Consider the following 23,075-nt stretch of genomic DNA (forward strand, 5'->3'; position numbering starts at 1 on the left):
GGTGCGATGGACGCGACGGCGTCGGGCGCGAATGGCATTGCAGGGCGGGAAACCGTGAGCAAAGGCCTTCGCGCATACGACCCGGCGCCGACAGCGTCCTCGCATGGCTTCGGGTGTGAGCACACGCCAGCTCTCGAAGTCCCAGCGAGGACGTGCGCGGACGGCCAAGTCGTGTGGTCCTGACGCCCGGGGTCTGTGCGTCAAGTCCTGTGGTGATGCGTGCCGCCCGACCGGGCACACGCATCAGCGATCCGCGAGGGCGACGGGGGCAATAGTGCATCGCTCCCCGGGGAGAGCGCGAAGTAAGCCGTAAACCATCGCGCAGGGAAGGCCGGGCGATTGGCTGACCTGTGGTCCAAACCGTGTGCATTGTTTTGGCGCACGGACCTGCGGGTGCCAGCCGGCGCCCGGCCTTCCCTGCGCCCTTGTCTCGATGAGGGCGATGTGGACGAAGCAAAGCTCGGGCGGATGCGCCGCGAGGATGCAAAGGTGTGCCTAGCGACGGAAATGCAATTTGATGATCTCCGAAGGCTCCTCATCCTCCGTCATTGCGAGCGCAGCGAAGCAATCCAGATTCCCTCCACGGGGACAGCCTGGATTGCTTCGCTGCGCTCGCAATGACGGAATTGAAGCAGCGGCGCATAAAAACCCTCGCGCCACCCCGGTGCCAACACCTCAATTATCCGCCTCACGGAATCACCCCCACCCGTCGCATGATCGCCCCGCCCCCACCGCACACGCGCGCAATAGACTTTTCCCGACCCCGGCGGCATCCTGCCGCGATCAACCGACAACAAGACGCCACGCAGGCGGGGAAAACAGATCATGTTGCAGACACGGTTCACCAAGCTCGTCGGCGTCGAGCATCCGATCGTCCAGGGCGGCATGCAATGGGTCGGACGCGCCGAGCTGGTCGCCGCCGTCGCCAATGCCGGCGCGCTCGGTTTCATCACGGCGTTGACCCAGCCGACGCCCGAGGACCTCAGGAAGGAGATCGCGCGCTGCCGCGACCTCACCGACAAGCCGTTCGGCGTCAACCTCACCATCCTGCCCGCGATCAAGCCGCCGCCCTACGCCGAATACCGCGCCGCCATCATCGAGAGCGGCATCACGGTGGTCGAGACCGCCGGCAACAAGCCGCAGGAGCATGTCGACGAGTTCAGGAAGCACGGCGTCAAGGTCGTGCACAAATGCACCAGCGTCCGCCACGCGCTCTCGGCCGAGCGCATGGGCGTCGATGCCATCTCGATCGACGGGTTCGAATGCGCCGGCCACCCCGGCGAGGACGACACCCCCGGCCTGATCCTGATCCCGGCCGCCGCCAACAAGATCAAGATCCCGATGATCGCCTCCGGCGGTTTTGCCGACGCCCGCGGCCTCGTCGCAGCGCTGGCGCTCGGAGCCGAGGGCATCAACATGGGCACCCGCTTCATGGCCACCAAGGAGAGCCCGATCCATCAGCTCATCAAGGAGAAGATCGTCGCCAATGACGAGCGCGAGACCGAGCTGATCTTCCGCACCATGCGCAACACCTCGCGCGTCGCCAGGAACGAGATCTCGACCAAGGTCGTCGCGATGGAGAAGCAAGGCGCCAAGTTCGAGGACATCCGCGAGCTCGTCGCCGGCGCCCGCGGCAAGATGGTCTATGCGACGGGCAATTCGGACGAAGGCATCTGGTCGGCCGGCCAAGTCCAGGGCCTGATCCAGGACATCCCGACCTGCGCCGAACTCATCTCGCGCATCGTGCGCGAAGCCGAAGCCATCATCCGCGGCCGGCTCGAAGGCATGATCGTTCATCCGACCGCACAGGCTGCGGAATAATCACTGCAAGAAGCGAGAGCAATTCATGAAGGCTTATGTCTACGGCCCTGACGGCGCTGGGATTTCCGACGTCGCTCAACCAAAACCTAAAGGCGCCCAGGTGCTGGTCCGTGTCCGCGCCTGCGGGCTGAATCGCGCCGACACCGGCATGCGCAAGGGCCACGCCCACGGCGCGGCCGGCGGCGCCGGCACCGTGCTCGGCATGGAATGGGCCGGCGAGGTCGCCGAGCTCGGACCGGGTGCGAAAGGCGTAAAGGTCGGCGACCGCATCATGGGCTCGGGCGGCGCGGCGTTCGCTGAATACACGCTGGCCGATCATGGCCGGCTGTTCCGCGCCCCGTCGAACATGAACTTCGAAGAGGCCGCCACCCTGCCCGTCGCGCTGGCGACCATGCACAACGCGGTCGTCACCGTCGGCGGCGTACAGCCCGGGCAGGCCGTGCTGATCCAGGGCGCGAGCTCCGGCGTCGGCCTGATGGCGATGCAGATTGCCAAGCTCAAGGGCGCCAGGCTCGTGATCGGCTCCTCGACCCATGCCTATCGCCGCGGCAGGCTGAAGGAGTATGGCGCCGACCTCGCCGTCGACTCCTCCGACCCCAAATGGGTCGACGAGGTGCTGAAGGCGACGGGCGGCGACGGCGTCGATCTCATCGTCGACCAGGTCTCGGGCAAGGTCGCGAGCCAGAACCTCGCCGCGACGAAGATCAAGGGCCGCATCGTCAATGTCGGCCGGCTCGGCGGCACCCATGCCGACTTCAATTTCGACCTGCACGCGGCGCGCCGCATCGACTATGTCGGCGTCACCTTCCGCACCCGCACCATCGAGGAGGTCCGCGAGATCTTCGAGGAGGTCAAGAAGGACATGTGGGGCGCGGTCGAGTCGCGAAAACTGCAGCTGCCGATCGACAAGGTCTACGCCTTCGCCGACATCGACAAGGCATTCGAGCACATGGAGGCGAACAAGCACCTCGGCAAGATCGTCGTGACGATGTGAGGAGCCGCGGGCGGCGGGGCCAGCACGGGTCGCCGCTCTCACCGCTCGTCATGGCCGGCATGACGGTGCCAGAGCCCGCTCCTGCAAATCACTAGCGACTACTCCTGTGGATCATCGCTTGATGTTCACCTGTGGGCTGCTACATCCCGGCCATGACTTCCCAGCACAACAAATCCTCGGTCGCCGCGATCTCGATCTTCGCCAGCGGCGGCATGGCGGCGGCCAAATTCGCGGTCGGCATCGCGATCGGATCGCTCGCGCTGATCTCCGAGGCCCTGCACTCCTCGGTCGACCTGATCGCGACCATCATCACCTGGGCGGTGGTGCGGGTGTCGGACAAGCCGGCGGACGACGAGCACCATTACGGCCACGGCAAGCTGGAGAGCATCTCGGCGCTGGGCGTCACCGCCCTGCTCTACGTGCTCGCCGGCGGCATCCTGGTCGAATCCTACAGCCGCCTGCGCGAGGGAACCGTGCCGCCGACGATCTCGGCCGTGCCGTTCGTGGTGCTGGTGATCGACATCGTCGTCAATCTCTGGCGCGCCCGCGCCCTGCACCGTGCCGCGCGGGAGACCCGGAGCCAGGCGCTCGCCGCCGACGCGCTGCATTTCGCCTCCGACGTCATGGGCTCGTTCGCCGTGATCGTGGGCCTGATCCTCGCCGCCCTCGGCTTCTGGTGGGGCGACGCCGCTGCAGCGGCCGCGGTCGCCGTGATGATCGCCCTGCTCGGACTGCGCATGGCCGGCTCGACCGTGCAGACACTGCTCGATCGCGCCCCGGAGGGCGCGCAGGAGAAGGCCACCGCCGCGATCCGGGGCGTTGCCGGCGTGATCGACGTCGACCGGCTGCGCGTCCGCATGGTCGGAGCGACCACGTTCATCGACACCATCGCGAAGGTGCCGCGGACCTATCCGATCGACCGCGTCGAGGAGATCAAGCGCAAGGCCCAGGCGGCCGTCGACAGGGCATTCGGCGACGCCGATCTGACCTTCACCGCCGTCCCCGTCGCGCGCGACAACGAGACGGTGCGCGACCGGATCATGGTCATCGCGCACAATTCAGGGCTCGCCGTCCACCATGTCACGGTGCACGATCTCGGCGCCAAGCTGATCGTCGGCATCGATCTCGAGGTCGATGCCGCGATGCAGCTCGACGCCGCCCATGACGTCGCCAACACGCTGGAGCGCAACATCCAGGAGGAGTTCGGCCCCGACGTCGAGGTCGACGTCCACATCGAGCCATTGGAACCGGAACTCCCGTTCGGAGTCGATGCCGCGCCGGAACGGGTGCAGTCCATCGCCGCCGCCCTGACCGAATATGCCGCCGGCGGCGAGATCCACGACATCCACAATGTCCGTGTCCGCAACACCGACGCCGGCGAGATCGTCAACTTCCACTGCCGCGCCGAACCGTCGATGAGCGTGACCAAGGTGCACGATCATGTCGACGCGATCGAGCGCGCGCTGCGGCGCGCGTTCCCGAGCGTGAAGCGCGTCATCAGTCACGCCGAGCCGCCGCGCGCGTGACTGAGAACGTGCGCGGAGTCACACGTTCTCGTTTCGGACTCGCCTCGCACGTAAGTTTGCGGACGTGCGCCGCGCAAATTGCACGTTGGATAAGAATAAATTCGCGTTAACGATTCGTTGACTCTCGACAGCCCGCGAAAACTGGATTCAAATCGGGCATGATTCGGAAGCGATGTGGGGCTGCTTCCGAACTCAAGTTGCAAGCAGCTTTTCAGGGGGCCGAAGGCATGGCGCGTGCAGACGCCGCGAACGCGTGCGTCCAATCCGATTCGATCAAAGGATTGGCGCAATCGATCGCGAAACCTGCCTATCATCGGCTCCTGATCGCGGAGCCGGCGCTGCGGCGCGCCGTGCCGACTCTCATCATCGCGTTCCTGATCACGATCTGCCTCGGCGCCTTCGTGCAGGTCGTCGACCAGACGCGCCAGAAGCGCCTGGTGATCCGCCACGACATCTCGGCGCTCGCCGACCTGCTCGCCGAGCGCATCGACCGCCTCACCTCCGCGCGACAGGACCGGCTGAAGAACATCGAGAACCTGCCGACGCAGCTGCCCGATCTCATTCCGTCCTGGGGCACCGCCTCGGGCCGCCACGTCATCGTCACCTCGGCCGGAATCGACCGCCGCATCCTCGCCCGCATCCCGATCGACAGCGATCCGTCAGGCAACGACCACCTGCTCGATGCGATCACCACGGCTCAATTGCTCGCGGCGCCGCCGCGCGACGGCAACATCTCCGACATGACGCTGCCGAACGGCAACGCCGCCATGGCGACCTCGCAGCAGATCAAGTCGCTGCCCGGCTTCGTCACCGTGATCCAGGAGCGCAACGAGCCGATCTGGGGCTCGGACGCCGCGCTCTCGGTGACGCTGTCGGCGACCACCGGCTTCGTCGTCCTGATCCTCGGCTTCGCCTTCCACTGGCAGTCCACCCGCGCTCGCGAGGGCGACCTGATCAACGACGCCGTGCGCGGCCGGATCGACACCGCGCTCAACCGCGGCCGCTGCGGATTGTGGGACTGGGACCTGTCGCGCGGCCGGATCTTCTGGTCGCAGTCGATGTTTTCGATACTCGGTCTCGACGGCCGCAACGAGCTCCTCACCTTCGGCGAGGTCAACGCGCTGGTGAAGTCCGACGACATCGACCTGTTCGAGATCGCCGACCAGCTCATCTCCGAGAAGATCGACCACATCGACCAGACCTTCCGCATGCAGCATGTCGACGGCCACTGGATCTGGCTCCGCGTCCGCTGCGAGAAGACGAGCGGGGCGACCGATTCCAGCGTGCACCTGATCGGGATCGCCGTCGATATCACCGAGCAGAAGAGCCTCGCCGAGAAGACCGTGGAAGCCGATCTGCGCCTGCGCGACGCGATCGAGACCATTCCGGAAGCCTTCGTGCTGTGGGACGCGAGCGACCGCCTCGTGCTCTGCAACTCCCACTTCCAGCGCCTGCACAAGCTGCCCGACAGTGCCGTCATTCCCGGCACCTCCTACGAGACGGTGCTCGAGGTCGGCCGCATGCCGGAAGTGCGCCCCCGCCACAACGAGACCGCGAGCCAGGGCCCGGGGGCGCGCACCTTCGAGGCGCAGCTCGACGACGGCAGCTGGCTGCACATCAGCGAGCGCCGGACCAAGGATGGCGGCTACGTCTCGGTCGGCACCGACATCACCCGGATCAAGGAGCACGAGCAGAAGCTGGTCGACAACGATCTGCGCCTGCGCGCCACCGTCATCGACCTGAAGCGCTCGCAGGCCGCCCTGGAGCGCCAGGCGGGCGAGCTCGCCGACCTCGCCGAGAAGTACCAGCGCGAGAAGACCCGCGCCGAGGAGGCCAACCAGACCAAGTCGAAGTTCCTCGCCAATATGAGCCACGAGTTGCGCACGCCGCTGAACGCGATCATCGGCTTCTCCGAGATCATGGGGTCGGGCATGTTCGGCGAGCTCGGCTCGGAGAAGTACCAGGAGTACTGCCACGACATCCTGACCAGCGGCCACTATCTGCTCGAAGTCATCAACGACATCCTCGACATGTCCAAGATCGAGGCCGGCCGCATGAAGCTCGACATGGAGGAGCTCGACCTGGCGCAGACGCTCGCGGAATCCATGCGGGTCGTCACCGGCCGGGCGCAGGACAAGCACCTGACGCTCGACGCCGATATCGCAAAATCCATCTGCGTCGTCGCCGATCGCCGCGCCACCAAGCAGATCATCGTCAACCTGCTCTCCAACGCCGTGAAGTTCACGCCCGACGGCGGACGCATCGTCGTGCGCAGCCGGCAGCTCGACGACAGGATCGTGCTGATGATCGCCGATACCGGCATCGGCATCGCGCCGCATTCGCTGGCGCGGCTTGGCCGCCCGTTCGAGCAGGTCGAGAGCCAGCTCACCAAGACCTATCACGGCTCGGGTCTGGGGCTTGCGATCGCGCGCTCGCTGGCGCAACTCCATGGCGGCTCGATGCGGCTGCGCTCAAAGCTCGAAGTCGGCACCGTCGTGCGCGTGACCCTGCCGCGCGACGCGATCAAGGCGGCGTCCGGGATATCGGCTGCGGCCTGACGCTATGACTGCAGCGACGGCGCGACTTCCCGCGCCACATTGACCAACGCCGCGATCAGCGGCGTCATCGGATCGCGCTGCGGGATCACCATACCGATGCTGTAATTGACATCGGGATCGGTGATCGGGATCGAGCGCACCGTGTCGGACAGGCCGAGCGTCTCGGCGAGCTTGGCCGGCATCACGCTCGCCCACCGCCCCGTCTTCACATGCGTGAACAACACGAGCAGCGAGTTCGAGGTCAGCGTCGGCGTCGCCTCAGCGCCGACCGAGCGCAGCGCACGGTCGATGATGCGGCGGTTCTGCATGTCGGGCGTAAGCAGGCACAGCGGCACCTGCCCGACCTCCTTCCACGTCACCGTCTCGCGATCGCCGAACATGCCGTCCGGCGCGGTCAGCAGGCGATAGCTCTCGTTGTAGAGCGGAATGGTGCGAACCTTGCCGATCGGCTCGTTCTCGATATAGGTCAGCCCCGCATCGACCTCGAGATTTTCGAGCAGCCCCAACACCTCGGACGAGGTGGTGGACTGGATGCGGAAGCGCACCTCGGGATGCCTGGCGCGAAACGGCGTGGTCAGCGCGGCGACCATGCCGAGCACGGTCGGGATCGCCGCAATGCGGATCTCCCCGGAGAGCTTGTGCTTCAGCCCGTTGATCTCATCGCGCATCGCACGGGCATCGCCCACGATCCGCCGCGCCCAGTCCAGCGCCCGCTCGCCTTCCGGCGTAAAACCCTGGAAGCGGGACCCGCGCTGGACCAGCATCACGCCGAGGATCTCCTCGAGTTGCTTGAGCCCGGTCGACATCGTCGGCTGCGTCACGCCGCAGGCCTCCGCCGCGCGTCCGAAATGCCGCTCCTTCGCCAGCGCCAGCAGCAGTTCAAGCTTGTCGAGCAACCGGTCGTCCCCTCGGATTGTGTCGTGGCATGCAAGCTAGCATGCCCACCCGTTCCCAACACGTAAAAACCACCCGGCGGAATGGCTTTAATTGCAATTTCAGATCGACCGATCGCGCTCGTCGATCGATCAGAATTCGCAATCGCAGCATGAGACAGCTTTATTGATCTTCGAATGATTCCAAATAGTTTGCGAGGCAGAAACGCTCCGGTTGAGAACGAAGAATGACAGCGGCTTACGAACCTTGGGACGAAACGCGCGGTGCCGAGATCATCGCCGAGCATGCCAGGCAGGAGGGCGCGACGCTCGTCATCCTGCATGCCCTTCAAGAGGCGTTCGGCTACGTGCCGGAGGCGGCCATTCCCATGGTGGCGCAGGCGCTCAATCTGTCGCGCGCCGAAGTGCATGGCGTGTTCACGTTCTATCACGATTTCCGCCACAAGCCGGCCGGCCGACACGTTCTGAAACTGTGCCGCGCGGAGGCTTGTCAGGCGGCGGGCGGCGATGCGCTGGCGGCGCGAGCCGAGGCCAAGCTCGGCGTTTCGCTAGGCAGCACCACGGCCGACGATCGCGTCACGCTGGAGCCGATCTACTGCCTTGGCCTGTGCGCGACCGCGCCGTCCGCGATGCTCGACGGCCGGCTCATCGGCAGGCTCGATGAAACGCGTATCGATGCACTCGTCGCGGAGGCGCAGCGATGAGCATGCGTCTATACGTCTCACGCGATGCCGGTGCGGTCGCCGTCGGCGCCGACGAGGTTGCGCTGGCACTGGAACAGGATGCGGCCAAGCGCGGCGTTGCGGTCGAGATCGTCAGGACCGGCTCGCGCGGCCTGTACTGGCTGGAGCCGCTGATCGAGGTCGCGACGCCGCAGGGCCGGATCGCCTTTGGCCCGGTCACCGAGGCCGATGTCCCCTCCCTGCTCGACGCGCTCGCCAGCAACACGCCGCACCTGCTGCGGCTCGGCGCGACCGACGAGATCCCATGGCTCAAGCGCCAGACCCGTCTCACCTTCGCCCGCTGCGGCGTCATCGACCCGCGCTCGCTCGACGACTACCGCGCCCATGGCGGCTACAAGGGGCTGGAGCGCGCGCTCTCGCTCGGCTCCGATGCGATCCTTGCCGAGGTCACCGCATCCGGCCTGCGCGGCCGCGGCGGCGCGGGCTTCCCGACCGGCATCAAGTGGAAGACAGTTGCCCAGACCAAGGCCGACCGCAAATTCATCGTCTGTAACGCCGACGAAGGCGATAGCGGCACCTTCGCCGACCGCATGATCATGGAGGGCGACCCGTTCCTGGTGATCGAGGGCATGACCACAGCCGGCATCACCGTCGGCGCCACCAAGGGTTACATCTACATCCGCAGCGAATATCCGCACGCGGTCGAAGCGATGAATGCCGCCATCATGGCAGCGAGGCGCGGCGGCTATCTCGGCGACAAGATCGGCGGGTCCACATACAGCTTCGATCTCGAGGTGCGCGTCGGCGCCGGCGCCTACGTCTGCGGCGAAGAGACCTCGCTGCTGGAGAGCCTCGAAGGCCGCCGCGGCCTCGTGCGTGCCAAGCCGCCGCTGCCGGCGCATCACGGCCTGTTCGGCAAGCCGACCGTCATCAACAATGTGCTGTCGTTCGCGGCCATCCCCTTCATCCTCGCCGAGGGTGCGAAAGCCTATGCCGATTTCGGCATGGGCCGCTCGCGCGGCACGATGCCGATCCAGCTCGCCGGCAATATCCGCCATGGCGGCCTGTTCGAAACGGCGTTCGGCGTAACGCTCGGCGAGCTCGTCGACGACATCGGCGGCGGCACGTTCACCGGCCGCCCGGTGCGTGCCGTGCAGGTCGGTGGTCCGCTCGGAGCCTATTTCCCGCGCGCGCTATTCGACACGCCGTTCGACTACGAGGCCTTTGCCGCGCGCGACGGCCTGATCGGCCATGGCGGCATCGTCGTGTTCGACGACAGCGTCGACATGCGCAGGCAGGCGCGCTTCGCGATGGAGTTCTGCGCCATCGAATCCTGCGGCAAGTGCACGCCTTGCCGCATCGGCTCGACCCGCGGCGTCGAAACCATCGAGAAGATCATGCGCGGCGAGCGCGTCAGCGAAAACCTCGCGCTCGTCGAAGACCTCTGCAACACCATGAAATTCGGCTCGCTCTGCGCGCTCGGCGGCTTCACGCCCTACCCCGTGCTCAGCGCATTGAAGCACTTCCGGGAGGACTTCGTCCCGGCGCCGACCACGCTTCAGGCCGCTGAATAGGAGAACGACAATGTCTCTGATCGAAGAAATCGACTTCGGCACGCCGCGCTCGAAATCGGAAACGATGGTGACGCTGACCATCGACGGCAACGAGGTCACCGTGCCCGAGGGCACCTCGATCATGCGGGCTGCCATGGACGCCGGCCACCAGATCCCAAAACTCTGCGCGACCGACATGGTCGATGCGTTCGGCTCGTGCCGCCTTTGCGTGGTCGAGATCGAGGGCCGTGCCGGCACCCCGGCCTCCTGCACCACGCCGGTCATGTCCGGCCTGGTCGTGCACACCCAGAGCGAACGGCTGAAGAAGCTGCGCAAGGGCGTGATGGAGCTCTACATCTCCGACCATCCGCTCGACTGCCTCACCTGCGGCGCCAACGGCGATTGCGAGTTGCAGGACATGGCCGGCGCGGTGGGCCTGCGCGACGTGCGCTACGGCTATGAAGGTGAGAACCACGTCTTCGCGAAGTCCAACGGCGAGGTCAACGCCGCCTGGATGCCGAAGGACGAGTCGAATCCCTACTTCACCTACGATCCTTCCAAGTGCATCGTCTGTTCGCGCTGCGTCCGCGCCTGCGAGGAGGTCCAAGGCACCTTCGCCCTGACCATCTCGGGCCGTGGCTTCGACAGCCGCGTCTCGCCGGGAATGAGCGAAAGCTTCCTCGGCTCCGAATGCGTCTCCTGCGGCGCCTGCGTGCAGGCCTGCCCGACCGCGACGCTGACCGAGAAGTCCGTGATCGAGATCGGCCAGCCCGAGCACTCCGTCGTCACCACCTGCGCCTATTGCGGCGTCGGCTGCACGTTCAGGGCCGAGATGCGCGGCGAGGAAGTGGTTCGCATGGTGCCGTACAAGGACGGCAAGGCCAATCGGGGCCATTCCTGCGTCAAGGGCCGCTTCGCCTGGGGTTACACCAATCACAAGGAACGCATCCTCAAGCCGATGATCCGCGAGCGGATCGAGGATCCCTGGCGCGAAGTGCCGTGGGACGAGGCGTTCTCCTTTGCCGCAGCGAAGATGCGGGGCATCCAGACGAAGTACGGTCGCGACGCCATCGGCGGCATCACCTCGTCCCGCTGCACCAATGAAGAAACCTATCTGGTGCAGAAGCTGATCCGCGCCGGCTTCGGCAACAACAATGTCGATACCTGCGCGCGCGTCTGCCACTCTCCAACCGGTTATGGTCTTTCTGTGACGTTCGGCACGTCGGCCGGCACACAGGACTTCGACTCGGTCGAGGATACCGACGTCGCCGTGATCATCGGTGCCAATCCGGCCTCTGCTCACCCGGTCTTCGCCTCGCGCCTGAAGAAGCGGCTACGCCAGGGCGCCAAGCTGATCGTGATTGATCCGCGCCGCACCGAGATGGTGGAATCGCCGCATGTGAAGGCGCTGCACTTGCCCCTGATGCCCGGCACCAACGTCGCCGTCGTGACGGCGCTGGCGCATGTCATCGTCACCGAAGGGCTCGTCAACGAAGCGTTCGTGCGCGAACGCTGCGACTGGACCGAGTTCGAGGAATGGGCGGCGTTCGTGGCCCAGCCGAACAACAGCCCGGAAGCAACCGCCATCCTGACCGGCGTCGACCCGCACGATCTGCGCGAAGCGGCCCGCATCTACGCCACCGGCGGCAATGGCGCCATTTACTACGGCCTCGGCGTCACCGAGCACAGCCAGGGCTCGACCACCGTGATCGCGATCGCCAACCTCGCGATGGCAACAGGCAATATCGGCCGTCCCGGCGTCGGCGTGAACCCTCTGCGCGGCCAGAACAACGTGCAGGGCTCCTGCGACATGGGCTCGTTCCCGCACGAGCTGCCGGGCTATCGCCACATCTCAGGCGACGCCGTGCGCGACCAGTTCGAGGCGCTTTGGAACGTCAAGCTCAACCCGGAGCCGGGCCTGCGCATTCCCAACATGTTCGATGCCGCGATCGAAGGCACGTTCATGGGCATCTACGTGCAGGGCGAGGATATCCTGCAATCCGACCCCAACACCAAGCATGTGGTGGCGGCGTTGTCGGCGATGGAATGCGTGATCGTTCACGATCTCTTCCTGAACGAGACCGCGAACTACGCTCACGTCTTCCTGCCCGGTTCGAGTTTCCTCGAGAAGGACGGCACCTTCACAAATGCCGAGCGCCGCGTCCAGCGCGTGCGCAAGGTGATGACGCCGAAGAACGGCATGGCCGATTGGGAGGTCACCATCGCCCTCGCCAAGGCCATGGGCTTCGAGATGAACTACAGTCACCCGTCCGAGATCATGGACGAGATCGCGGCGCTGACGCCGACCTTCGCCGGCGTATCCTACGCCAAGCTCGACGAGCTCGGCTCGGTGCAGTGGCCCTGCAACGAGAAGGCGCCGGAGGGTACGCCGGTGATGCATATCGACGGCTTCGTCCGCGGCAAGGGCAAGTTCATCGTCACCGAATATGTCGCGACCGACGAGCGCACCGGCCCGCGCTTCCCGCTGCTGCTCACCACGGGGCGCATCCTCAGCCAGTACAATGTCGGCGCGCAGACGCGGCGCACCGAGAACGTGATCTGGCATGCCGAGGACCGGCTCGAGATCCATCCGCACGACGCCGAGCAGCGCGGCGTGCGCGACGGCGACTGGGTGCGGCTGAAGAGTCGCGCCGGCGAGACGACGCTGCGTGCGGAGATCACCGACCGTGTCGCGCCGGGCGTCGTCTACACCACCTTCCATCACCCGGACACGCAGGCCAACGTCATCACGACCGAGTATTCGGACTGGGCGACCAACTGCCCCGAATACAAGGTCACGGCGGTGCAGATCTCGCCGTCGAACGGACCGTCCGACTGGCAGAAGGCCTATGATGAGCAGGCGCGGCACTCCCGTCGCATCGCACCGGCAGAAGCTGCGGAGTAGCGGCATGCACGTGCCGGTCCAGGCCATCGACCGCGAAATCTGGCGCGACGGTGCTGCGTCCGAAGGCACGCGGCTGATCCCCGAAGAGACGCCGCTGGCGCTGACCTACAATGGCGGCACCTACGCCGTCATGATGGGAACGCCGCAGAACCTGGAAGACTTCGCCGTCGGCTTCAGCCTGGACGAAGGCATCATCAGATCGGTCGACGACATCAAGTCGCTCGAAGTGGTCCGCCTCGACGATGGCATCGAGCTGCGCATGTGGCTGGCGCCGGAAGATGCCGCACGCATCAGCCAGCGCCGCCGCCACATCGCCGGCCCGACCGGCTGCGGTCTCTGCGGCATCGATTCGATTGCCGAGGCCGTGCGGCCTGCGGCCGTCGTGCCGCAGGGACAGACGTTTACGCCCGAGCAGATCATGGCGGCGGTGCAGGCCATCGCGCCGCTGCAATCGATCAATTTGCAAACTCGCGCCGTTCACGCCGCCGCGTTCTGGTCACCCGCCGGCGGTATCGTCGCGCTGCGCGAGGATGTCGGCCGCCACAACGCGCTCGACAAGCTCGCCGGTTCGCTGGCGCGCAGCCGCACGGCTGCAAGCGGCGGCATGGTGCTGCTGACGAGCCGGGTCTCGGTCGAGATGGTGCAGAAGACCGCCGCCATCGGCGTGCCGGTGATGGTCGCCGTCTCCGCACCGACCGCGCTGGCCGTGCGCACGGCGGAGGCCGCCGGCATCACGTTGACAGCCATTGCCCGCCAGGACGGGTTCGAAGTGTTTTCGCATGGCGGCCGGGTTGTCGCCCGTCATGCCACGGAGATTGCCGATGTCGCCTGACCGTTTGATCTACATGGCCAACCAGATCGGCACGTTCTTCCGCAGCCAGGGTCACGACAAGGCCGTGCCGGGAATCGCCGAGCACATCAGGAAGTTCTGGGATCCCCGGATGAAGCGCGCGATCTTCGCCCATCTCGATGCCGGCGGCGCGGGCCTGGAGCCGAACGTGCGCGAGGCGCTTACCTCGCTGAAGAAGGCGACGTCGTTTCCAGCAGCGCCGTGAACACGCGCCGCACCTCGCCCTGCGTCTCCTTCACACGCGCTTCCAGCGACGAGAAATCCGGCGCATCGCCGGCGCGTGCCATCACACGCAGAAGATCGGTGCCGGCGGTCTCGGGCTTGAAGCGGTCGCTGACGCAAAGCCGCAGGATCTGCGTCAGGTCGTGATAGAGCCGCGCCGCGGCACGCAATATCTCGGTTTCCGATTGCGCCATCACGCCAAGCCTTGATGCATTTTCCAGCACCTGCATCGTACTGACGTCGAGGATGTCCGGCTTGTCGTGAGCGTGCACGAGCTGGAGATATTGCGCGATGAAGTCGATGTCGACCATGCCGCCGGCGGCATACTTGAGATCCCAGCAATCGGCCTCGCCCTTCTCCTGGGCGATCGCGCGCCGCATGTCGGCGACATCGTTGGCCGTGATTGCGGGGTCGCGGCGCCGGGTCAGGACATCCCGGATGACGCGTTCGATCCGTTCCCCGAATTCGGGCGATGCCGACACCACGCGTGCGCGCGTCAATGCCATGTGCTCCCAGGTCCAGGCCTCATTGGTCTGGTAGTCCGCGAACGAAACCAGGCTCGAAGCCACGGGGCCGGCGCGCCCCGAGGGGCGCAGGCGCATGTCGATCTCGTAGAGCACGCCGTAATTGGTGCGCGTCGTGAACGCGCTGATCAGGCGCTGGGTGAAGCGAGCGAAATAATGCGCACCTTGCAGTGACTTCGCACCGTCGGAGTCGGGATCGTCGCGGTCGAAATCGTAGAGCAGGATCAGGTCGAGATCGGACGACGCCGTCATCTCGCGGCTGCCGAGCCGGCCCATCGCGATGATCGCGGTCTCCTGCCCCTTGATGCGGCCGTGCTGCGCGGCGAAGCGGTCGGCGACGAGGCCATGCACCGTATGGACGATGCCTTCGGCGACGTCGGCAAAGGCCGTGCTCGCCTGCGGCGCCGAGACCGTGCCTGAGAGGATGCGCGTGCCGATCAGGAACAGACTCTCCTGCCCGAACAGGCGCAGGCGATCGAGGAACTCTTCGTAGGAGCCGGCGTCCTGCACGGTCGTCGCGAGCCGCCCCGACAATTCCTGCCGGTCGGGCATGGCGCCGAAGAAGCGCGGATCGATCAGGCCGTCCATGAGCTGCGGCTGCCGCGCCAGCATCTCGCCGAGCCGCGGCGCCGCGCCGAGCACCAGGGCCACGAGCGCGACGAGATCGCGGTTCTGGCCGAGCAGCGTGATCAGCCGGCCGCCACGCTGGAGCGCCCCGAGGAAATGATCGAACGCCACGACCGCGCGATCCGGCTCCTCGGCATGGGCGAGACCGTCGATCAGCGCCGGCACGAATTCGACGAAGGCGCTGCGCGTCGCCTCGACGCGGAACACGCGATAGTCGCCGGTGATCCAGTCGCGCACGGTCTGCGCCACCGCGGCAGGCTTCTTGAAGCCGAGCGTCGTCAAATATTGCAGCAGGCGCGGATCTTCGGGACCCGCCCCGTAGTCGAGCGCCGGCAGCTTGGCCGTGCCGGTCGGATCGTCGCCCTCGAACAGTTTTTCATAGTGGCCTTGGACGATCTCGAGCTGACGCAGGAGATCGCGGGCAAAGGCCTCGCGATCCGGATAGCCGAAGAACAGGGCGAAGCGCTCGACCGCCCCCTTGTCCTCGGGCAGCGTGTGGGTCTGCTCGTCGGCGATCATCTGGAGGCGATGCTCGACCCGGCGCAGGAATTCGTACGCCTTGGTCAGTTCGTCGCGCGCCGCGAAGGTGATCCAGCTGCTGGAAGCGAGAATGTCGAGCGCGGCGAGCGTTGGCCGCACCCGCAATTCCGGATGGCGGCCGCCGGCGATCAACTGCTGGGTCTGGGCAAAGAACTCGATCTCGCGGATGCCGCCACGGCCGACCTTGACGTTATGGCCCTCGACCGCGACGTCGCTCTGGCCGCGATAGGTCTGCATCTGCCGCTTCATGTCGTGGACGTCGGCCAGCGCCGCGAAGTCGAGATGCTTGCGCCAGACGAAAGGCGCGATCTCGGCGAGCAGTGCTTCGCCCGCTTTGGGATCGCCGGCGCAGGCACGCGCCTTGATCATCGCGGCGCGCTCCCAGGTGCGCCCCTCCCGCTCGTAATAGTTCAGCGCGGCGTCACGCGAAATCGCCACCTGCGTCGAGGACGGATCGGGACGCAGCCGCAGATCGACGCGGAAGACGTAGCCGTCATAGGTGCGCTGCTGGAGGATGCGCGCCATCCCTTGCGTCACCCTCACGAAGAATGGCTGGGGTTCGATATCGGGCGCGAGCGTCGTGTTGTCGGGATCGAAGAACACGATGAGATCGATGTCGCTGGAATAGTTCAGCTCGGCCGCCCCCATCTTGCCCATCGCAAGCACGATCAGCCCGCAGCCCTCCTCAGGGGTCTCGGGATTGGGCGGCGAGAGCTTGCCGCGTGCGGCTTCCTGCCGCAGCAAATATTGAAGCGCCGCCTGCACCGAGGACACCGCGACATCGGTGAGCGCCGCAGTCACCCGCATCACCGGCCAGACCCCGCCGATGTCGCACAGCGCGGTCAGCAGCGCGGCCTCCGCTTTCATGCGGCGAAGCAGCCGCATCACCTCGGCTTCGTCGGACGCGGCGAGCACCGCGTCCCTCGCCTCCCCGATCAGCGTGGCGAGATACGCATCCGGATCGCATTCGAGAAGCCGGATCAGGCGCAAGGAATCGGCGCGCACCAGATCGAACAGATAGGGCGAGAATTCCGCGATGCCGGCCAGGATGTCCCGTGCGAAGGGATGAGCCAGCAGCGCTTCAAGACGGGCCGATTGTGCCGGCTCGAGCTCGGCCAGCCAGTCCTTAAAACGTCGTTCGTCGTTCGTGGAAGCGGCAATATGGGGAGCTTCCGCGAAGCGCGCGGCCAGGCTCTCACCATGCTTGTCCGCGTTTCCCGGCGCGGAGTGGTTCATGCCACCTTCTGTGGCACATCCAGCATTGGCGGAGCAACCCTGTCGCCGGCCCCCGCGCGCACCGGCAGGACCAGCGTAGCGATAAGACCCGGCTGGGCGTCGCCCAACCTCAACTCACCGCCATGCAATGTCGCAACTGCCGAGGCGAGACTGAGGCCGAGGCCGGACCCAGGCAGGGTGCGGCTCGCTTCCAGCCGAACGAATCGTTCCACGGCATGCTTGCGGTCGCTCTCGGGGATGCCGGGACCGTGATCGGTGACGCTGAGCAGCACCTGATCGCCGTCGCGCCTGGCCTCGATCGTGATCTGCCTGCTGTCCATGCTGACCACGGTTCCGCCGGTCTGTGCGACCGGCTTGCCGTATTTGATCGCATTCTCGACCAGATTGGCAAGCGCCTGGCTGACCAACTCGCGATTGGCGTGAACCGGTGTCGGCTCGGCCTTGACCTTCAACGTCATGCCGTCGTCCTCGGCGAGCGGCTCGTAGAGCTCGTGGATGCCACCTGCGACCTCGGCCGCGTCGAAATCATCCATGTTGCCGCGCGCCTGTCCGGACTCGGCGCGCGCGATCATCAGCAGCGCGTTGAAGGTGCGGATCAGACCGTCGGATTCCTCGATGGTCCGTTCCAGCGCCGCGCGGTAATCGGTTTCGCTGCCCGATTTCGCCAGCGCCTCCTCGGCCCGGTTGCGCAGGCGCGTCAGCGGCGTCTTGAGGTCGTGGGCGATGTTGTCGGAGACCTCCTTCAACCCCGCCATCAGCGCCTCGATCCGCTCCAGCATGGCATTGAGGTTTTCGGCGAGGCGGTCGAGCTCGTCACCGCTACGCCCCACGGGAAGACGCCCGCTGAGATCGCCGGTCATGATGCGCTGCGCGGTGCCGGTCATGGCGTCGATGCGCCGGAGCACACGGCGCGCGACGAAGATGCCGCCGCCGAGACCGAGCACGACGACGATCAGGATCGACCATTGCGCCGCCTTGGCGACGATGCCGAACAGGCGACGCCGCTCGGCGAGGTCGCGGCCGATCAGAAGCCGGAAGCCGTTTTCCAATTCGGTGACACGCACCAGCGCACGATGGTCGCGGTCGTCGGCGTCCTCGATCCGCCGGTAGGCGGTCTCCGACCAGCCGCGCGTCGCCATCACGCCCGGCGCCAGCGAGCCGACATTGCCGGCAACCGCCTGGCCGGTCGGCGTGGTCACGAGGTAGAGATTGGCGCCCGGCCGCAGTGCCCGATATTCGATCGCGCGTACGAGGCCGACCAGACCGCGGCGGCCGTAGATCTCGTTGATCTCCGAGGTCTCGGCATTGACCGTCTGCGTGATCTCTTCGGTGATCAGCCGCCGCGTATTCCAGGCGAAATAGCCCAGCAGCGAAGCCGCGAAGATCCCGAACAGGAACAGGTAGACCAGCGTCAGCCGGAACGCCGTGGTGCGGACGAGTTTACCGAATGCCGTCACGGATCATGTACCCGGCGCCGCGGATCGTGTGCAGCAGTGGCCGCTCGAAGCCCTTGTCGATCTTGGAGCGCAGCCGCGAAATGTGCACGTCGATCACGTTGGTCTGCGGATCGAAATGATAGTCCCAGACGTTCTCCAGCAGCATGGTGCGGGTCACAACCTGGCCCGCATGCTTCATGAGGTATTCGAGCAGGCGGAATTCGCGCGGCTGAAGCGTCAGCTCGTCCTTGCCGCGGGCGACGCGGTGGGACAGACGGTCGAGCTCGAGATCGCCGACGCGATAAAGGGTGTCCTCGGCCGGGCCGCCGCGGCGGCGCGACAGCACCTCGACGCGGGCCAGCAGCTCGGCAAAGGAATAGGGCTTTGGCAGATAGTCGTCGCCGCCGGCGCGCAGGCCCTTGATGCGGTCGTCGACCTGGCCGAGCGCCGAGAGAATCAGCACCGGCGTCGAATCGTCCTTGTCGCGCAGCGCGCCGATCAGCGACAGGCCGTCGCGCTTGGGCAGCATGCGGTCGACCACCAGGACGTCGTAATCGCCGTTCTCGGCCATGGCGAGACCTTCCTCGCCGTCGGCGGCGTGGTCGGCAATGTGCCCGACCTCGCGAAACGCCTTCACGAGGTAGTCGGCGGATTCGCGGTCGTCTTCGATAATGAGGAGGCGCATCGTGCGTTCGGCGACGGTCAAGGGAGTGAACCTTCTCTAAACATGGCGCGAGCGGCAATCGCATGCAAGCCGAGCGGAACGATCTCGGATCGAGAAAAAAGGCGGGCGGTGAAGCTGGGGGGACCTCACCGCCCTAGGCCTTCCGACGGAGGGGGGCGTAATTCCACCGGAAGGTAGACAGGGGAAGCAGTCGTTGCGCTGCTTCCCCGAAGGGCGCCGTCGGCGGGGGCGACTGATGCCGGCCGACACCCTTCATCTCGCAAGCCTCCTGAGGCCTAGCCCTTGGCGATGGGCACGGCGACGAAGCGCGACTGGCCGCCGCTCTTCACGCGCATCAGGACGCTGTTCTTGTTGTCGGTCCGCGCCGTATTGATGGCGTCGCGGACTTCGCCGGCGCTGCTCACGCTCTTGCCGCCGACTTCGAGAATCACGTCGCCCTCCTTGAAGCCGCGTTCGGCCGCGGCGCTCTTCGGATCGACTTCGGTGACGACGACGCCGTCCTTGCCGGCGCCGGCCACGGAATTGGCGGGGGCAACCGTCATGCCGAGCCTGGGCACGTCGGTGCCCTTGCTCGCACCCTTGCCGCCGTCATTGTCGGTGTCGGCCTTGGCCTCGATCGTGTTCGGCAGCTGGCCGAGGGTGAGGTTCACGACCTTGTCCTGGCCCTTGTGCAGTACGTTGAGCTTCACGGTCGCGCCGGGCGCCAGACCGCCGATGGTGCGGGCGAGTTCGCGAGCGTCCTTGACCGATTCGCCGTTGACCGACGTGATCACGTCACCGGACTCGATGCCGGCCTTGGCAGCCGGACCATTCGCCTGCGGCTCAGCGACCAGCGCTCCTTCGGCCTTCTTCATGCCGAGGCTGTCGGCGATGTCCGACGTCACCGGCTGAATCTGCACGCCGATCCAGCCACGGCTGACCGAGCCCTTGTCCTTGAGCTGCGCCACCACGCTCTTCACGGTGCTGGCGGGAATCGAGAACGCGATGCCGACGCTGCCGCCGGAGGGCGAGTAGATCGCGGTATTGACGCCCATCACCTCACCGTTGGTGTCGAAAGCCGGACCGCCGGAATTACCCTTGTTCACGGGCGCGTCGATCTGGATGAAATCGTCATACGGGCCGTTGCCGATGTCGCGGCCGCTGGCCGAAACGATGCCGGCCGTCACGGTGCCGCCGAGGCCGAACGGATTGCCGACCGCGAGCACCCAGTCGCCGATCCGGGGCTTGCCGTCGGCAAGCTTGGCGAACGGGAAGTTCGTGCTGCCCTCGACCTTGATCAAGGCGAGGTCGGTGCGCTGGTCCGTGCCGATCACCTTGGCGGAGTAGGTCTTGCCGTCGTCGGTGGTAACCTCGACCTTGTCGGCGCCGTCGACCACGTGGTTGTTGGTCACGGCAAAGCCGTCAGCCGAGATGAAGAAGCCGGAACCCTGGCCCTGCACGACGCGGCCGCGGCCGCCACCGCCCTTCAGGCCCGGGACGCCATCCGGACCGCCGAAGCGGCGGAAGAAGCGCTCCATCGGCGAGCCCGGCTGGAACGGCGAGGAAGAATCGTCGCCGTCATCGTTGCTTACGGTCTTTTGCTTGATATTGACCTTCACGGAGATCACCGAAGGCTTCACGCGCTCGACAATATCGGCGAAGCCGATCGGACGCTCGACCTTCCGGACCTCGTTGTTGACCTGCGCATGCGCCGGGCTGGAGAACAGGTCGCTCGGGGAGGTCGACGGGCTGAAGCCGTGGACGGCGATCCCGAGACCGGCGATGACCGAAGCCATCAGCGCGATCCTGCGAGCCGAGAAAACCGACCGGCGCGGCTGCCGGTAGGACGGAAGGTTCCTAAGGTCGATACGATCGGTCATGCAGGGATCTCCAGGGCCTTGAATTCCTTTTGGTGCCGGCTGCCAGCACCTTGCGGACCTGAAGATGGGGGCTCCCGCCTTACCGCGCGCTGGCGGGGGGGTTAAACTTTCGTAATGAACGGGAGGCGCGGATGCGGCAGTTTATCGCAGGCCGAAAATCGTGGTATTACAGGAACTTAATCAAGTTCCCGTAACGGCGAGCAAGCCTCCCGTTGAGGGGGCGCTCAGCTTGCCCTGACGCTGACGATGAACTCGTCGACTTCGCGCTTCAAGGTCTCGGCCTGCCGCGACAGGTCAACCGCGGAGTCCCGCGCCTCGGCGGCCATGCGGCCGGTCTCGGCGGAGGTCGAGGTGATCTGGACGATGTGATTGGAGACGTCGAGCGTGCCGCCGGCGGCGTCCCGGGCGCTGCGCGTGATCTCCTGCGTGGCGTTGCGCTGCTGAGCGGTGTCGACCTCGATGCCGGACATGATGGACGAAATCTCCGACAACGTCTTGGAGATGCCGTCGATCGCGCCGCGCGTCTCCGCTGTGATGCCCTGGATGCTGGCGACGTGGGCGGTGATCTCCTCCGTCGCCTTGCTGGTTTGGTGCGCCAGATTCTTCACCTCGGAGGCGACCACGGCAAAGCCCTTGCCGGCCTCGCCTGCCCGCGCCGCCTCGATGGTGGCGTTGAGCGCCAGCAGGTTGGTCTGCGAGGCGACCGCCTGCACCAGTTGCACGACCTCGCCGATCTTGTCGGCGGCGTCCGACAGGGTGTGGATGGTATCGCGGCTCTTCTCGGCCTGCGTCGCTGCGCCCTCGGCGCGCTGGGTCGCGTCCGTGACGCGGCGGCTGATCGTTCCGATCGAATTCGTCATCGCCTCGGCCGAGCCCGCCACCGTCTGCACGCTGGCGCTGGCCTGGCTAGCCGCGCTCGCAACCGCATTCGCCTTGGTGCTGGTGTCGTTGGCGGTCTGCGACAGCGTCTCGGCATTGCTCGTCAAATGCACGGCCGATGACGCCACGCTGTCGACGACGCTGGCGACCAGCTCGTTGAAGCGCTTGATCCGCGCGTCCAGGAATTTCGATCGCTCGGCCTGGTGCTGCGCTTCATGCAGCTGCTGCTCGGTGAGGCGCCGCCGCTCCAGGCCATTGGTCTTGAACACCTCCAATGCGCCGGCGAGCAGGCCGATCTCGTTGGTGCCGCCGAGCCCCGGAACCGATGTCTCGAACTTCTGGTCGGCGACCTCCCGCATGGCATGCACGATCGCCGCCAAGGGACTGAGGATGCCGTTGCGAACGACAAACCAGGTGGCGAGACAGATCGCGCCGGCGACAACCACGATCACGCCGCAGGCGACGAGAAAATAGGAGAACGCTGTCTGCGCCTGCTGATAGATCTGCATCGCGTGGTCGCGCGCAGGCCCGCTCAGTGCGGCGAAGTCCGATGACAGGCTGGTGATCTCGTTGTTGAGATAGAGCACCGCGACGAAGCCGGTGCCGCCGCCGATGCCGAGCAGGAACAATAATGCAGCGACGACGGCGCCGACCAGAAAGCGGATCGTCAGATTGCTGTTCGTGAACATCGTTGAGGACTCAAGGTCTGGAATCAAATGACGCGACAAGCTTCCAGACAAAGGTCAACAGAGCATGAAACATGCAGCGCCAGACGGCCTACGTATCATTACGTAGCGCTATGACGACCTTGGTTCTTCCGACATCAGTGCAGCGAGCCGCGCTTCCTCGTCGGGCGTAAGCGGCGGAGCTGGTACATCTGCACCGCTTCGCGAACGCCGACGGATTTGCAGCCACAGCGCCAGCCCGCCGCCGATCAGCAACAGCGGCGCGAGCAGCCACAGCAAGATGGTCTGCCGCTCCAAGCGAGGCTTGAGCAGCACGAACTCGCCATAGCGTGCGACCAGGAAGTCGAGCACCTGAGAATTGCTGTCGCCGGCTGCGATGCGCTCGCGTACCAGCAGCCGCAGATCGCGCGCGAGCGGCGCATCGGAATCGTCGATCGACTGGTTCTGACAGACCATGCAGCGCAGCTCGCGCGACAAATCGCGTGCGCGCGACTCCCTGGCGGGGTCCGACATGATCTCGTCGGGCTGCACGGCGTGCGCCGCGGGCAAGGCCAGCAGCGCGAGCGCGACGATCGTGGCCATCATCCGGCGCATCGGG

The 23,075-nt window shown here is 66.1% G+C and carries 16 protein-coding genes; 9 read left to right on the forward strand and 7 right to left on the reverse strand.

Annotated features, from left to right (window positions below; genetic code table 11):
• The first annotated feature begins 825 nt into the window (after positions 1 to 825).
• The 4 genes from OC450_RS09210 (at position 826) to OC450_RS09225 (ending at position 6,899) form a co-directional block, all read left to right on the forward strand.
• Positions 826 to 1,821 (forward strand): NAD(P)H-dependent flavin oxidoreductase, encoded by a 996-nt coding sequence (locus OC450_RS09210; protein ID WP_262047720.1) that lies wholly within the window; start codon positions 826 to 828, stop codon positions 1,819 to 1,821.
• 25 nt (positions 1,822 to 1,846) lie between these two features.
• Positions 1,847 to 2,815 carry a zinc-binding alcohol dehydrogenase family protein gene (locus OC450_RS09215; RefSeq protein ID WP_262047721.1) on the forward strand — a complete coding sequence of 323 codons (969 nt, stop codon included), beginning with the start codon at positions 1,847 to 1,849 and terminating at the stop codon, positions 2,813 to 2,815.
• 152 nt (positions 2,816 to 2,967) lie between these two features.
• The gene (locus tag OC450_RS09220; protein WP_262047722.1) at positions 2,968 to 4,341 is read left to right on the forward strand and encodes a cation-efflux pump; all 1,374 of its coding nucleotides are present in this window, start codon (positions 2,968 to 2,970) and stop codon (positions 4,339 to 4,341) included.
• A gap of 227 nt (positions 4,342 to 4,568) precedes the next feature.
• The gene (locus OC450_RS09225) at positions 4,569 to 6,899 is read left to right on the forward strand and encodes a PAS domain-containing sensor histidine kinase (RefSeq protein ID WP_262047723.1); all 2,331 of its coding nucleotides are present in this window, start codon (positions 4,569 to 4,571) and stop codon (positions 6,897 to 6,899) included.
• Positions 6,900 to 6,901: 2 nt separating this feature from the next.
• On the opposite strand, the gene OC450_RS09230 is transcribed toward OC450_RS09225, so the two are convergent.
• Positions 6,902 to 7,795 (reverse strand): LysR family transcriptional regulator, encoded by an 894-nt coding sequence (locus OC450_RS09230; RefSeq protein ID WP_211382965.1) that lies wholly within the window; start codon positions 7,793 to 7,795, stop codon positions 6,902 to 6,904.
• Positions 7,796 to 8,019: 224 nt separating this feature from the next.
• Between OC450_RS09230 and OC450_RS09235 the strand changes: the two genes are divergently transcribed.
• The 5 genes from OC450_RS09235 to OC450_RS09255 are packed head-to-tail and all read left to right on the forward strand — an operon-like array spanning position 8,020 to position 13,988.
• Positions 8,020 to 8,496 carry a formate dehydrogenase subunit gamma gene (locus tag OC450_RS09235; protein WP_211382964.1) on the forward strand — a complete coding sequence of 159 codons (477 nt, stop codon included), beginning with the start codon at positions 8,020 to 8,022 and terminating at the stop codon, positions 8,494 to 8,496.
• A complete protein-coding gene (locus OC450_RS09240) occupies positions 8,493 to 10,049 on the forward strand; it encodes a formate dehydrogenase beta subunit (protein WP_256806335.1) in 1,557 nt (518 codons plus the stop codon). The genes OC450_RS09235 and OC450_RS09240 overlap by 4 nt, the downstream gene beginning before the upstream one ends.
• 10 nt (positions 10,050 to 10,059) lie before the next feature.
• Positions 10,060 to 12,933 (forward strand): formate dehydrogenase subunit alpha, encoded by a 2,874-nt coding sequence (gene fdhF, locus OC450_RS09245; RefSeq protein WP_262047724.1) that lies wholly within the window; start codon positions 10,060 to 10,062, stop codon positions 12,931 to 12,933.
• A 4-nt stretch (positions 12,934 to 12,937) separates the two neighbouring features.
• The gene (gene fdhD / locus OC450_RS09250; protein ID WP_262047725.1) at positions 12,938 to 13,765 is read left to right on the forward strand and encodes a formate dehydrogenase accessory sulfurtransferase FdhD; all 828 of its coding nucleotides are present in this window, start codon (positions 12,938 to 12,940) and stop codon (positions 13,763 to 13,765) included.
• Positions 13,755 to 13,988, forward strand: coding sequence for a formate dehydrogenase subunit delta (locus OC450_RS09255; RefSeq protein WP_211382960.1), 234 nt, complete (start codon positions 13,755 to 13,757; stop codon positions 13,986 to 13,988). Before fdhD ends, OC450_RS09255 begins: the two co-directional genes overlap by 11 nt.
• Here the strand turns inward: OC450_RS09255 and OC450_RS09260 are convergent.
• The 6 genes from OC450_RS09260 to OC450_RS09285 all read right to left on the reverse strand — a co-directional run bounded on the left by OC450_RS09260 (position 13,945) and on the right by OC450_RS09285 (position 23,071).
• Positions 13,945 to 16,932 (reverse strand): bifunctional [glutamine synthetase] adenylyltransferase/[glutamine synthetase]-adenylyl-L-tyrosine phosphorylase, encoded by a 2,988-nt coding sequence (locus OC450_RS09260; protein WP_262047726.1) that lies wholly within the window; start codon positions 16,930 to 16,932, stop codon positions 13,945 to 13,947. The genes OC450_RS09255 and OC450_RS09260 overlap by 44 nt on opposite strands.
• The gene (locus OC450_RS09265) at positions 16,929 to 18,389 is read right to left on the reverse strand and encodes an ATP-binding protein (RefSeq protein WP_262047727.1); all 1,461 of its coding nucleotides are present in this window, start codon (positions 18,387 to 18,389) and stop codon (positions 16,929 to 16,931) included. The genes OC450_RS09260 and OC450_RS09265 overlap by 4 nt, the downstream gene beginning before the upstream one ends.
• On the reverse strand, positions 18,373 to 19,053 hold the full coding sequence (locus OC450_RS09270) for a response regulator transcription factor (RefSeq protein ID WP_038944287.1): 681 nt from the start codon (positions 19,051 to 19,053) through the stop codon (positions 18,373 to 18,375). Before OC450_RS09270 ends, OC450_RS09265 begins: the two co-directional genes overlap by 17 nt.
• A gap of 275 nt (positions 19,054 to 19,328) precedes the next feature.
• Positions 19,329 to 20,912, reverse strand: a complete 1,584-nt coding sequence (locus tag OC450_RS09275) for a Do family serine endopeptidase (RefSeq protein ID WP_211382957.1) — start codon at positions 20,910 to 20,912, stop codon at positions 19,329 to 19,331.
• A 224-nt stretch (positions 20,913 to 21,136) separates the two neighbouring features.
• Positions 21,137 to 22,480, reverse strand: coding sequence for a methyl-accepting chemotaxis protein (locus OC450_RS09280; RefSeq protein ID WP_211382956.1), 1,344 nt, complete (start codon positions 22,478 to 22,480; stop codon positions 21,137 to 21,139).
• A gap of 108 nt (positions 22,481 to 22,588) precedes the next feature.
• Positions 22,589 to 23,071 (reverse strand): cytochrome c-type biogenesis protein, encoded by a 483-nt coding sequence (locus OC450_RS09285; RefSeq protein WP_211382955.1) that lies wholly within the window; start codon positions 23,069 to 23,071, stop codon positions 22,589 to 22,591.
• Positions 23,072 to 23,075: the final 4 nt, after the last annotated feature.

This window comes from Bradyrhizobium sp. Bra78, from assembly GCF_024519855.1.
GTDB lineage: Bacteria > Pseudomonadota > Alphaproteobacteria > Rhizobiales > Xanthobacteraceae > Bradyrhizobium > Bradyrhizobium japonicum_G.